The following is a 13130-nucleotide window of genomic DNA, read 5'->3' on the forward strand; positions in this document are numbered from 1 at the left end:
TGTCGACGACGGCGAGTACCGGCAGGTGGTGGGTGCGGGCGAGGCGCATCAGGTCGCGGGTCGCGGCGGGGAGGGTGTCGCCGGACAGCGGTACGGCCGGGTCCGCGGCGGTTTGGAGGCGGTCGACGACGAGGAGGGCCAGGCCGTCGACGTCGGCGAGGGTGGACTCGATGGCGCCGGTGTCGAGGTCGTCTCCGTCGTCGACGTACAGGGGGGCTTGGCGGGGTTCGGCGAGTCGTGCGGCGAGGTGTGGCGGGGGGTCCAGCAGGCCCGATCGCAGTCGTTGGTAGTCGGCGCCGGCGTGTGCGGCGGTGATGCGGGCGACGACGTCCGCGGCGGAGGGGCCGGAGGCGGCGTAGAGGACGGGGCGGCCGTGGACGACGGCGGTGTCGCGGGCCGCGCTCGCGGCGAGGAGGCTGCCGCCGGCGCCGGGTGCGGCGGCGATGAGGGCGAGGCGGCCCGGGAGGAGTCCGCCGCCGGTCGCGTCGTCGAGGGCGGCGAGTCCGTAGGAGAGTGCGGCGCGGGCGGTGCTGGTGATGCTCTCCAGCACCGCGGCGGGTCCGGTCAGTGTCCGTGCCCGGCGAGCAGGCCGCGGGGTCTGGGGCGGTGCGGCCTCGGCGGGCGGGGCGGGCGCCTCGTCGACGGGCCTGGTCGCTGCGGTTTCGGCGGGCGACGGGGGCGTGGGCGCCGGGACCGTCGCCTCGGCGGGGACGTCGGCGGGGAGGAGTACGGCGACGTCGCGGGTGCGCTTCCGCAGCCGCTGGGGAGCGCCGGCGGCGGCTGCGGTGACGAGGCTGCCCAACTGCTGGCGGGCCTGGGTGAGTCCGTGCGCGGGCCAGGACTCCAGCACGGCGTGCTGCTGTTCGGTGAGGGCGTTCAGCGGTGTCAGGACGGCCCGTACGACCGTGTCGCCGGACTCCCGCGTGATGACCACGGGCTTTCCGGCATCGAGCAGTTGGAACAGGGCCTTACGAGCGGCCTCCGTCCCGTACGGCCCTGTGGCGACGCCGTGTGTGGGCACGCGGGGTCACCTCCTCACGGTTTCGACCTCACACCTTGATGTGTAAGCAGTGAGAGCAAACCTATCAAGACGTGTCCCAACTATGCGCCGGAACAGGCGCTTTCACCAACATGACGAGACGTCGTCATGTCAGGAGCGGTGACGGACACCAAGGGGAAGAGGCGGCAGGTGCCGGTCGCGGGCGCCTGCCGTCTTGTTTCCGGAAGGGGCCGAACGGCCGGACCTGACAGCCCAGTTAGCCGGCACGTACAGGCACCGGCGCGGACGGTGCTGTGCGGAGTACGCGGAGTACCGTCCGGGCCGGACGGCTCCCGCCGCGATGCGGGCCGGGCTTCTCCGCGGGCCGGTGCCGCACCGGTTTGTCACTGTGGGCTCAGATGGCTGTGTTTCCATGCCTGTTGGGGTTCGCCGACGGCGTCATCCGCTTCCTGAGCGGCTGTTCGGGCCCGGCCGCGTCGGCCGGCCGCCGGGGCCGCACCGTTCGGCGGCAGGTCGTTCGGCGGTCGGTGCCTGGCGGGGTTCTAGGGACTCGGCCACAGGGTGAGGCGGTCGGTGACCCAGTCCCACACCCCGGCCTGTGCGCTCTTGCCCGGCTCCGCGGGGGTCGAGGTCCGGGGCCCGCCTGCGGAGCCACCGGGCTGTGGCTTCGGGGTCCGCCACGGAGACGGAGAGCAGCCTCCACGGCGTACCGGGCCGCACCTCGACGCACACCACGGGACGGCCGGGCCGGAAGGCGACGAAGTCGTCCTCCTCGTGGTCTCGGCGGGTGCCGGCGTACAGCGCCCCCGAGATCCACACGCCGCGGCGTGCGACTCCGCGCAGAGCACGCCACCAGTCACGCTCGGTCCTCACGCGCCGTACCGCGGCGAGCGGTACCCGCACGTCGCCGTGCCGCGCTGCGGCCTTCTCCCACCAGGGCAGCCGGACGATCAGGTCGTCGTCTTCGACGAGTAGCCGTGCCATCGCGCGTTCGTCCCCACTTCGTGGCGGTCCTCGGCCCGATCCGGGTTCCCGCCGGAACCCGGTTCACCCCCCGCCCGCTCGCCGAGACACGGGCCGCGGGAGTGCCGGCTCTCCGCGGGCGGCGGTCGTCCGCACGCGCCGGTCGTCGGCCAGCGTTTCGCCCCGGGCATTTCAACGGCAGCGCCGTCGCCGTCGCCGCCGCCGCCCCAGGGGGCACCAAAGGAGGCACCAAAGCGTGAACCGGGCCCTCCCCCGCGCAGGGTTGGGCCGCAGGCGTAGCGAAGCTGGCACCGCCTTCCCCCGGCCGTCATCTCAACTTCCCGTCTGTGGGCGGGACATGGAGACAGCGCGACACAGAGAGGTTCGGCCGGGAGGTTCGGCCGGGTGTCGAACTGGGCGCTCCTGTCTGCGCGTTCCCCACCCCCGGGGGGCCGGGCCCGACGGCGCGGAGCGCACCCTCCCGGCCGACGCCGCCACCCCCGTTCCCGCTCCCGCTGCTTCTCCCTGTGCCCGTTACCTCTGCGTCCCCTCCAGCCTTCCAGCCCTTCCCAGACCCTCCGGTGTCCCGGCCGTCGCCTCCGGCTCCGTTTCTTCCGGGCGTTACGGTCGAAAGTAGGTAAAAGCTGCGCGGAAGGGGACACTATGTCGTCCCGGATGGTGCATGAGAGCGCACTCAACGATCTGCGGAGGGGTTTCACCGGCGTTCTGCTGACTCCCGGTGATCCCTCGTATGAGGAGCGGCGGCATGTCTTCAACGCCATGATCGACCGCTCGCCCGCGCTGATAGCTCTGCCCCGTAACGAGGCCGAGGTGGCCCGGGCCGTGGCCTACGGGCGTGCCGAGGGGCTGCAGATCGCGGTGCGCGGCGGCGGGCACAGCGTGGCGGGGAATTCCACGACCGACGGGGTGGTGGTGGATCTGCGGCTGATGAACGGCGTCACGGTGAATCCGGACGCGCGGGCGGTGCGGGTGGGCGGCGGTGCCACCATGGCCGATCTCGACCGTGCGACCCAGCCGTATGCGCTGGCCACGACGGGCGGGCGGGTCTCGACGACGGGGGTCGGCGGGTTCGTGCTCGGCGGGGGTTCGGGGTGGCTGGAGCGGGCCTTCGGCCTGGCCTGCGACAACCTGCTGGCGGCCGAGGTCGTCACCGCCGGCGGTGATCTCGTACGGGCCACGCCGCACACCCACAGCGAACTGTTCTGGGCGCTGCACGGCGGCGGCGGCAACTTCGGCCCGGTCACCTCGCTGACGCTGCGGCTGCATCCGCTGCCCGCGCTGACGGCCGCGCTGCTGGTGTGGCCGCCGGAGTCGGGTGGGGAAGTGGCGCGCGCCTACCGGGAGTTCATCGCCGGCGCCCCGGACCAGGTCGGGGGCGGGCTGATCTACCTGACCGCCGGGGAGGAGCCCTTCGTCCCCCGCGGGCTGGTGGGGAAGCTGGTGTGCGCGGTACTGATCACCTACACCGGGCAGGAGGCGCAGGCCCGTGAGGTCATGGCCCCGATGCTGCGGCTCGGCCACGCCGGAGCGATGATCGCCCAACTCCCCTACGCGCAGCTGCAGAGCATGCTCGACGACCCGCCCGGCTACCGCAACTACTGGTCCGCGGAACACCTCGACGCCTTCCCCGACGACGCCGTCGACCTGTTCTGCGCACGGGCCCACGACATGATCGTCCCCTCCCCTCCCAGCACGTCCTCTTCCCCCAGGGCGGCGCGGTCGCCCGCGACGCCGACCGCTACCCCCTGCCCTGGCGGCACGCCCCCTGGATCGTCCACCCCTTCGGACTGTGGAACGACCCCGCCGACGACACCCGCGGCAAACAATGGGCCCGCGGCCTGCGCGAGGACCTCTCCCCCTGGGCAAGCGGCGCCGTCTACCTCAACTTCATCGGCCACGAAGGCGAAGACCGCATCATCGCCGGCCTCGGCCGCCACAACTACCAGCGCCTGGCCCGCATCAAGGCCCACTACGACCCCGACAACACCTTCCGCCTCAACCACAACATCAAACCCGCCCCCTGACCCCCACACACCAGGCAGCGGGCAGCGGGCAGCGGGCAGCGGGCAGGCCAACGCCCCGGGCGCCGGGGCGAGAACACCACCCCCCAGCACCACCGGCCCACACCCGCACCCCGCCCCGGGACACCGATCCCGCCCCGCCCCCGGGGCCGGTCCCGGCCTCGACCTCGACCGCGGTCTCGGTCTCGGTCTCGGTCTCGGCCGGTGAGGCAGCACCTCAGCAACCGTCCCGAACTACCGGCCCCCACCCGCCCCGTACGGCGACGAACAGCAGGCCGTCCGATCCCACACGGCCCGCTACGGGCGGCGAGCACGCCGCACACCCGCAGACACCGCAGCGTTGCCCCACCGGACGAGACCAGGCACCCCCGCCCCCAACGAGACCTCCGTCGTCGGCACAACCCCGCGGACAACACCCGGGCGCACCCCTTCGTGCGCCCGGCGAAGTCCTGGCTCCAGGCGGGCACTTGGCGCAGGCCGGTGTCCGGTCGGGCGGGGCGGCCGGGCGGGTAGCGGAGTGCCTGGGGCCGGGGATGTGAAGGGGACTCGGCCACCACCCGCCCCCGGACCCGATGAACACAAAGCCCGGCCCCACAGCCCCCACACCCCACACTCTCCCGCTCTCCCGGGACGAGACCGGCCCCCCACCGACCGGCACACATACCACCCGCACGACGCGCCCCCGGGCACCGGCCCGCCTGGTTCACCGCCGTCCCGCCAACACCCCACCCCACCCCGGCGAAGCGCCCGATCACCAGCGGCCACGCTCTACGCCCACCACGCGTGCCGTACGCCGCACGCCAGAACTTCGGCCCGCCCGACAGGCGCACCCCTGAGACAGCAACAACCGCCCCTTCTCCGCCAGTTCACTCACCTCCCGACGCCCCCGCGCCGCCGCACGACCCCACACCCCAGCGCCCGGGGCCCGGGGCCCGCCCAAAATGCGCGGGTGGTCCGGCGAAACGCCTCGCGCCCGTACAGCACGTGGCCGGTGCGAGCGATCAGTGAGCACCGGCATCCGCCGCCAGCCCCGCCCGCGCGCTGCCGCCGGAACCACCACCGCCCCGGCCCCCGCGCACCCGGCACAACTCCCCCGCCACGACAGCCCGTTCCCCACCCCCGGCCCGCAACCAGCCGCCGGGCCCGGCCCTCCCTACGGCCCCGCCCCGGGAAAGGACCTCCCGGCCGACGCCCATGCCGCGACCGGCTACCGCCGCCTCGCCCCCTGTGACGCGGGCGCGATCGCGCCGTCTACGCGACGTCAACACACCGCCCACACCGGCGCCTTCACCGGCCGCCGACCCCCGGCGCCAGAGACCCCGGCGCCGGGCGACCGCGGTTAGCCCCGCCTACGCGATCACTGCCACCATGGGCGATGCGCCGAGCCGCTGCCCCCGGGCAGGCCGCGCCCCGTGCGCACGCCCGCAGCAGCCTACCAGGGCAACCACCAGGAAAAGAAACCAACCCCCTTGCAGAGGAGTCGACATGTCGTCGAAGCGCCGCCGTAAGAAGAAGGCACGCCGTAAGAACGCGGCCAACCACGGCCGCAAGCCCCAGACCTGAACCACCACCGCACACCCGCACCCCACCGGCGCACGCCGCACCCGGCAGCCGCCCGCCCCCGCCGCCCCTACCCCGGGCGCCCCGGGGGCGGGCGGCTGCCCCGCACCCAGAACCTCCGGCACCCCCGACATCCCCAGCACCCCCAGCACTCCCGGCTCCTCCGGCGTCCGGTCGGCGACCTCGCCCCGGGCGGCGTTTGTCAACAGGGCAACGAACAGCACCCCCCTCCTTTACAACGTTGTAGCGGGCGCAGTACACATGCTCTGCCGCCGTCAGCGCCCAGGGAGGGGACACGTACGTGACCGCAACCACCGCCGGATCCCGGATCCGCACCGCCGTCGCAGGATCGGCCCTGCTCGCCGTCCTCGCCGCCGCGCCCGGGGCCTACGGCACGTTCGCCTCCGCCGACTCCCGGAACCCGGCTTCTGAGAGCCCGGCTTCGGGGAAGACCTACGTCAACCCCGTCTCCCGCGGCTTCGCCGACACCTTCGCCGACCCCGCCGTCGTCCGCGGAAAAGACGGCTACTGGTACGCGTTCGGCACCACCGACCCCCTGCGCAGCGGCGGGAAACCCCACTCGCTTCCCGTCGCCCGCTCCCGCGACCTGGTGGAGTGGAAGTACGTCACCGACGCGCTCGGCAAGGACAACGCGCCCGGCTGGGCCGCGGAAGACGCCGCCTACTGGGCCCCCGACATCACCTACCACGACGGCCGCTACTGGCTGTACTTCGTGGTCACGCAGACCGACGCCACCGACGAGAAGGACGACAGCGCCATCGGCGTCGCCACCGCCTCCAGCCCCGCCGGACCGTGGAAGACCCACGGCGAACCGGTCGTGCCGCCCCGCCGCGGCGACAACGGCTTCAAATGGACCTTCGACCCCGCCCACGTCACCGACACCGACGGCCGCCGCTACCTCTACTACGGCTCCTACAACGGCGGCATCGAAGTCACCGCGCTCTCCCCCGACGGCACCCGGCGGGCGGGCCGCCCCACCCTGGTCGCCACCGACAACCGCTTCGAAGGCGCGTATGTGATCCGCCGCGGCGGCTGGTGGTACCTCTTCGCCTCCTCCGGCGACTGCTGCGCCGGGCCGACCACGGGTTACTCGGTGTTCGCAGGCCGCTCCCGCTCCGTCCGCGGCCCCTTCACCGACCGCGACGGCGTACCGCTGACCGCGTCGCGCACCGGAGGCTCCATCACGCTGACCCCCAACGGCAACCGGTGGGTGGGAACCGGCCACAACGCGGTCGTCACCGACCTCGCCGGGCAGGACTGGATGCTCTACCACGCCATCGACCGCTCGAACCCGTACCTCGACAAGCCCTACGGCATCAACCGGCGCCCCATGCTCATCGACCGGCTCGACTGGAAGAACGGATGGCCGGTGGTGCGAGGCGGGAAGGGCGCCTCGGCCGGGCGGCAGCCCGCACCGGTGACCTCTCCCCGCACGAAAGCGCAGAAGCGGCCGGCCGTCCCTGCCGGCGGGGACAGCCGGCCGCCCGGCGATCCCGGATCCCTCGACCCCGCCCGCAGCGACGAGTTCGACGGTGAACGGCCCCGCCCCGGATGGCAGTGGGTACGTCACCCGGCGGGAAGCGTGAGGGACGGGCAGTACGTGTGGCGGACCCAGGACGCGGAGCTGCACAAGAAGACCAACACCGCGTCCGTCATGCTGCGTCAGGCGCCGCGGGGCGACTTCACCGTCGAGACGAAACTCAGCATCGACCTCGGCGTGGAGACCGTACGCAACTACCAGCAGGCCGGACTGGTCGCCTACGCCTACGACGACCGGTACCTGCGCCTCGCGCACACCGCCATCTGGAACACCCGGCAGACCGAATACGGCAAGGAGCAGCCGTATGCCGGAGACATCGCCTACGGCTCGGCCTCGGTCGGCCCTCCCGCACGGACCACATGGCTGCGGCTGCGGCACACCACCTCTCACGGGGAACACCACGTGCAGGCCCTCACCAGCCGCGACGGAACACAGTGGACCGCCGGCGGCACATGGACCATCCCCGGAAAACACCGGCTGCGCTACGGACTCGTATCCCTCGGCGGCGACGGAGCCACGGCGAAATTCGACTACTACCGCCTCTACCGGCACTGACAGCACCACAGCAAACAGAACCCGGACAGCGGGCAGCAGGCGAGCAGAACCCGGGCAGCGGGCGAGCAGGAGACGGGCAGGACGGAGCACGGGTACCGGGCGGCTCCAGGCGGGCCGCGCGCCGGGCCGGCACCACGCGAGGCATGACCCGGCGGCAGAGCGGGCCCGGGTGCCGCAGACCCCCGAGCCCGCTTCTGCCCAGCCGTGCACCAGGTCCTGCGCTGCGCGACGCATCACGCCGGGCATGACCCGGCCGCGCGGCGGCTACCCCGGAAGGCAGCAACCACAAGCCGGAAAGGGGAGAACGCTGATGATCTCGGAGCAGATCTCGGTGGCGGTGCCCGGCAACGTCGACCTCCCCGGGGACCTCGACATGCCGCCCTCCCCGCGCGGGATGGTGCTGTTCGTCCACGGAAGCGGCAGCTCCCGGCACAGCCCGCGCAACCGCGCCGTCGCCGCCGAACTACAACGCCACGGATGGGGCACCCTGCTGATCGACCTCCTCAGCGAGGACGAGGAGAAGACCGACGCGGCGACCGGGCAGCACCGCTTCGACATCGCCCTGCTCAGCGAACGGACGGCCACCGCCATCGAGTGGCTGAGCAAATACCCCGTGACCCACGGCGTGCCCGTGCACCTCTTCGGAGCCAGCACCGGCGCAGCAGCCGCCCTCGTCGCCGCAGCCCAGGCCGGACCGGTCGTCTCCGTCGTCTCCCGCGGAGGCCGCCCCGACCTCGCCGGCGACGCCCTCAAACAGGTAGAAGTCCCCGTACTGCTCCTCGTCGGCGGACGCGACCCCCAGGTACTGGAACTGAACCAGGAAGCCGCCCAGCTCCTGCCCGCGGACCACCAGCTCCAGGTCATCCCCGGAGCAACACACCTCTTCGAAGAACCCGGCGCCCTGGAACAGGTCGCCGCCGCAGCACGCGAATGGTTCCTCAACACCGCCGAAGCACACGCCGAAGGCCACCACCTGCCCTGACCCCCACCACACCCAGCCCCCCGGCACCCGCCCGCCGTCCCCCGCCCACACCGGCACCACCGAACGACCCACGACCCACGAGCGAACGGCCCACGAGCGGGAAACCGCCGGCTACGCCGGGACGCCGAAGCGCCGCGGCCAGGGGAAACCCGGCGCGAAAGCCCTGTCCCCAGACCGGCCGACGCGGGACAGCGACCCCTCACGACACCCGGCCGGGAAGCGTTCGACGCGCAGCAGCCCCCGCCCCTCCCCGGGGCCGGACAGGCCGCAGAGCACACGCCCTCCCCCCGCCGAACAGACCGCCAGGAACACGTCCTTCGCGCGCCGGGCACCCCGGTACGATGCGGGCATCACCTACCCCTACCGGGGGCCGAGCAGCGGCCAGGCCGAGGAGAACTGAAGCCAGTTGCCGCGCCGGATCACCATCTACGACGTCGCCTCCCAAGCCGGAGTGAGCATCTCCACCGTCTCACTCGCGCTCAACACCCCAGCCCGGGTCAGCGAGCGCACACGGCAGCGCGTGCTGAAGGCCGCGGACGCACTCGGCTACACACCCAAGACGGAGGCCGTCGCCAAGGCCCGCAAGGGAGTCGGGCGGATCGGCGTGCTCGCCCCCTACACCTCCTACCCCTCGGTGGCACGGCGGCTGAGCGGTGTACTGAAAGCGGTGGGCGACGGGCCGCTGGAAGTCGTCGTCTTCGACCACGCCTCAGCGGCACATTCCGCCTCACCCCTGCTGGAGACTCTGCCGCTGACCGGCCGGCTCGACGGACTCATCGTGATGAGCCTGCCGCTGGAGGACCATGCCGCCCGCCGCCTCACCGACTCCCGGCTGCCCGCGGTACTGGTCGACGCGCGGCGGGACGGCTTCGACTCCGTGCACACCGACGACGCCGACGGCGGACGGCTGGTAGCCGAACATCTGCTGGAACGCGGCTACCACAGCTTCGGCTTCCTCGGCGAGGAACAGATGTCGCAGGCGTACCAGTCGCCGGGACAGCGCCGCCTGGCCGGATTCCGTACCGCACTGGCCAGCGCGGGCCACCGACTTGAAGCAGAGCGCGTGCGCCACACCCCCCACGGACTGGAACAGGCCACCAAAGCAGCGAAAGAACTGCTGGCCAGCCCGGACCGGCCGCGGGCACTGTTCGCCGCAGACGACACACTCGCCGCCGGGGCCCTGCGCGCGGCCGGTTCACTGGGACTGGCCGTCCCCGGCGACCTCGCACTGGCCGGATTCGACGACAGCGAACTGGCCCGTGCACTGGAACTCACCACCGTCCGGCAACCCCTGGAAGAATCCGGCCACACCGCAGCCGACCTGCTGATCCAGCGCATCACCCACGGCCCCACGGCCACACGGGAGACCACCCTCAAACTGGAACTCCTCCCCCGGCACTCCACCTGAAAAGCCACGCGGAAGCCGGACACAGAACCACCGACCACCGGACCACCGGACCACCGGACCACCGGACCACCGGCAACCCGCGACCGGCAACCGACCCGGAGTGTCGAAGTGCTTCGACGAATGCTGTTGACAGGGCGGGAGGGGGGCGTGAGGCTGCCGGTGACCCATCGGCCTGGAAGAACGGAGACGCCGTGCGCAGCAGCCACGTGGTGACAGGAGGAGGCCGCGGCATCGGACGGGCCGTGGCCGAACGGCTGCTCGCCGAAGGCCACTTCGTGGTGGTGATCGAGGCCGACCCGGAGGCGGTGGAGTGGCTGGAGCACCCTGCGCACGCCGCTCGCGCCTCGGCCGTCACCGGCGACGCCCGCGAAGAGGCCGTGGCGGAGCACGCGGCGGACCTCGCCGAATCAGCCGGCGTGCTGGACGGCTGGGTCAACAACGCCGCCGTCTTCCGCGACGCGTCACCCGGCATCTCCCCCACCCCGGCGGTCATCGAACTGATCGAGGCCGTCATGGTCCCGCCGTCACGGGATGCGCCACCGCCCTACGCCGGTTCCTGAAGGCCGACTCGCCCGGGGCGATCGTCAACATCACCTCGCACCAAGCCCGTCGGCCCGTACCGGGATGCGCCCCGTACGCCACCGCGAAGGCGGCCGTCGAAGGACTGACACGGGCACTCGCCGTCGAATACGGACCCCGCGGCATCAGGGTCAACGCCGTAGCACCCGGATCGATCGCGACCGAGCGCTACACATCACTCCTCGCCGCCCAGGAACCCCACACAGCGCAGGCCGTAGAAGCCGGGATGCGGGCACTGCACCCACTCGGCAGGACCGGCCTCCCCGAAGAAGTCGCCGCAGCCGTGACGCACCTGCTCTCCACCGAGGCCGCCTACATCACCGGCGTCACCCTGCCCGTCGACGGCGGACGAACCATCCTCGGCCACGACCCCGAACCGCTGCAGACCACCAACACCTGACAAGCCCCTCCCCGCACGACGCGCACACAACGAAGCGCGCTCACACGAGGAAACGCGCTCACGCGAAGAGGCGGGCTCACGCGAAGAGGCGGGCTCACGCGAAGAGGCGGGCTCACGCGAGGAAACGCAGAACGCTCACTCCGTGAAACGCAGAACGTAGCGGCGCTGCCAGGGCGTCTCCACCGCACGGGGATCGTAATGGCGCCGCACAAAGGCCACGGCCTCGGCCGCCGGGACACCGTCGAGGACAGCCAGACACGCCAGCGCGGTACCGGTACGACCCCGGCCCCCACCGCACGCGACCTCCACCCGCTCCGCCCCGGCCCGCGACCACGCCTCACTCAACACCGCCAACGCCTGAGGACGGCTCACGGGCAGCCGGAAATCGGGCCAGCGCAACCAGCAGAAATCCCACGGCACATGAGACGGCTCCTTGCCCAGCAAGAACACCGAAAACGCCGGGACAGGCCCCGGCGGCAACGGACGGCGCAGCGCCCGTCCACGCAACAGACGCCCCGAGGGAAGACGCACCACCCCGCCTCCCGCCGGATCCCAAGTACCGCTCACAGGGCCCAGGCTAGACCCCCAGGCGGGACGCAGCCCCCGGCCTGAAGCGGCCCGCGCAGCCACAACAGGAATGAGCAAAAAGGGATGAGCAAAAAGGGATGATGGGCGCACCAGCCGAGGAAGGGACCGGAGAAGAACATGGAGATCTGGATCAACCCCCACTGTTCCAAATGCCGTTCCGCACTGTCACTGCTGGACGCGGAAGGCGCCCACTACACCGTACGGCGCTATCTCGAACACCCCCCCACCACCACCGAACTGGAAGACGTCCTCACACGACTGGAACTGGAACCCTGGGACATCACCCGCACCCACGAACCCGCCGCCACAGACCTCGACCTCGCCTCCTGGCCACGCACCCCAGACAACCGCACACGCTGGATCGAAACACTCGCCGCCCACCCCACCCTCATCCAACGCCCCATCATCACCGCCCACGACGGAACCACCGTCATAGCCCGCACACCACAAACAGTGAAAACCGCACTCCAACACGACACACCACAAACACCCAACTAAAACCCCCACACAAACACCCAACAGACGCGGACAAGCACCCAACCGATACAGAACCCCCAGACAAGCACCCGACAGATACAGAAACCCCCGGGGGGCCGCTCAACCAGCAGCACCATGACCGACGTTGACGCTGCGACGGCCGTTGACGCTATGACCGGCGGCGGCCCACCCCTGCGACCCCAGCACCCCACCAACACCGCACACAACAACAACAGATGCGACACACCACTCACCGGAACCGGCGAAAGCCGCCACCCCACCCCAGACCGTCCGGACGTCACCGGCCGAAACCACCCCGAGCCGCTCAACCAGCAGCGCCATAACCGACGTTGACGCTATGACGGACGACGGCCCGCCCCCTGCGATCCCAGCCCCACAAAGCACGGCACCAGCGGCCCACCCCCTGCTCCCAGCACCCGACCAACACCGCACACAACGACAACAGATGCGGCACACCGTCACCGGAATCGGTGACGTCCGTACTCGACCGAGACGGTCCGGCCGTCACCGGCCGACCCCCGGGTCTGCTCAACCAGCAGCGCTTTTACGGCTGTTGAGGCCCCGCAGCAGTCCCACGAAGCGCGGCACCGGCGAAGCCAGCACCTGCTCCCAGCACCCAACCAACATCACCGCGGACGACGAGAACAGATGCCGCAGGCCACCCACCAGAAACAGCGAAAGCCGCCACCCCACCCCGGACCGTCCGGACGTCACCGGCCGACCCCCCCCGGGTCTGCTCAACCAGCAGCGTCATGACGGCCGTTGACGCTATGACGGACGACGGCCCGCCCCCTGCGATCCCAGCCCCCGACCATCACCGCAGACGACGGGAACAGGTGCGGCAGGCCGCTCACCGGAACCGGCGAAAGCCGCCACCCCACCCCAGACCGTCCGGACGTCACCGGCCGAAACCACCCCGGGCCGCTCAACCAGCAGCGTCATGACGGCCGTTAACGCTATGACGGACGACGGCCCGCCCCCTGCGATCCCAGCC

At 71.8% G+C, this 13130-nt stretch carries 10 protein-coding genes and 1 pseudogene; 8 read left to right on the forward strand and 3 right to left on the reverse strand.

All coding sequences use genetic code 11. From position 1 onward, the window contains the following. Nucleotides 1-1021, reverse strand: a 1021-nt coding sequence (locus tag MMA15_RS00080) for a DnaB-like helicase C-terminal domain-containing protein (protein ID WP_241056887.1), incomplete at its 3' end; no start/stop codon positions are given. Nucleotides 1022-1438: 417 nt separating this feature from the next. Continuing rightward, complete coding sequence (locus MMA15_RS00085; RefSeq protein WP_241056888.1) at nt 1439-1984, reverse strand: hypothetical protein; 546 nt, start codon at nt 1982-1984, stop codon at nt 1439-1441. A gap of 642 nt (nt 1985-2626) precedes the next feature. Between MMA15_RS00085 and MMA15_RS00090 the strand changes: the two are divergent. The 7 genes and pseudogenes from MMA15_RS00090 (at nt 2627) to MMA15_RS27715 (ending at nt 11050) form a co-directional block, all read left to right on the forward strand. Beyond that, nucleotides 2627-4008, forward strand: a pseudogene (locus MMA15_RS00090) (FAD-binding oxidoreductase). A gap of 1482 nt (nt 4009-5490) precedes the next feature. After that, a complete protein-coding gene (locus MMA15_RS28675; protein WP_484600488.1) occupies nt 5491-5568 on the forward strand; it encodes a 50S ribosomal protein bL37 in 78 nt (25 codons plus the stop codon). A gap of 298 nt (nt 5569-5866) precedes the next feature. Continuing rightward, a complete protein-coding gene (locus tag MMA15_RS00095; RefSeq protein WP_241056889.1) occupies nt 5867-7681 on the forward strand; it encodes a family 43 glycosylhydrolase in 1815 nt (604 codons plus the stop codon). A 310-nt stretch (nt 7682-7991) separates the two neighbouring features. Further along, nucleotides 7992-8663, forward strand: coding sequence for a dienelactone hydrolase family protein (locus tag MMA15_RS00100; RefSeq protein WP_241056883.1), 672 nt, complete (start codon nt 7992-7994; stop codon nt 8661-8663). A 406-nt stretch (nt 8664-9069) separates the two neighbouring features. After that, nucleotides 9070-10071: a LacI family DNA-binding transcriptional regulator gene (locus tag MMA15_RS00105; protein ID WP_241056884.1), complete on the forward strand. Its 1002-nt coding sequence runs from the start codon at nt 9070-9072 to the stop codon at nt 10069-10071. A 191-nt stretch (nt 10072-10262) separates the two neighbouring features. After that, nucleotides 10263-10631, forward strand: a complete 369-nt coding sequence (locus tag MMA15_RS27710; protein WP_308290479.1) for an SDR family NAD(P)-dependent oxidoreductase — start codon at nt 10263-10265, stop codon at nt 10629-10631. A 20-nt stretch (nt 10632-10651) separates the two neighbouring features. Then, nucleotides 10652-11050, forward strand: a complete 399-nt coding sequence (locus MMA15_RS27715) for an SDR family NAD(P)-dependent oxidoreductase (RefSeq protein WP_308290480.1) — start codon at nt 10652-10654, stop codon at nt 11048-11050. A gap of 135 nt (nt 11051-11185) precedes the next feature. Here the strand turns inward: MMA15_RS27715 and MMA15_RS00115 are convergent, their stop codons facing one another. Beyond that, entirely contained in the window at nt 11186-11617 is a 432-nt protein-coding gene (locus MMA15_RS00115) for a protein-tyrosine phosphatase family protein (RefSeq protein ID WP_241056885.1), read from the reverse strand. A 138-nt stretch (nt 11618-11755) separates the two neighbouring features. Between MMA15_RS00115 and MMA15_RS00120 the strand changes: the two genes are divergently transcribed. After that, the gene (locus MMA15_RS00120; protein ID WP_241056890.1) at nt 11756-12136 is read left to right on the forward strand and encodes an ArsC/Spx/MgsR family protein; all 381 of its coding nucleotides are present in this window, start codon (nt 11756-11758) and stop codon (nt 12134-12136) included. Nucleotides 12137-13130 lie beyond the last annotated feature (994 nt).

The sequence above is a fragment of the Streptomyces marispadix genome (assembly GCF_022524345.1).
Taxonomy (GTDB): domain Bacteria; phylum Actinomycetota; class Actinomycetes; order Streptomycetales; family Streptomycetaceae; genus Streptomyces; species Streptomyces marispadix.

Excerpts from the sequence above, each read along its gene's own strand:
- MMA15_RS00100 (WP_241056883.1), top strand. The coding sequence starts at position 7,992 with ATGATCTCGGAGCAGATCTCGGTGGCGGTGCCCGGCAACGTCGACCTC.
- MMA15_RS00120 (WP_241056890.1), top strand. The coding sequence starts at position 11,756 with ATGGAGATCTGGATCAACCCCCACTGTTCCAAATGCCGTTCCGCACTG.
- MMA15_RS28675 (WP_484600488.1), top strand. The coding sequence starts at position 5,491 with ATGTCGTCGAAGCGCCGCCGTAAGAAGAAGGCACGCCGTAAGAACGCG.
- MMA15_RS00085 (WP_241056888.1), bottom strand. The coding sequence starts at position 1,984 with ATGGCACGGCTACTCGTCGAAGACGACGACCTGATCGTCCGGCTGCCC.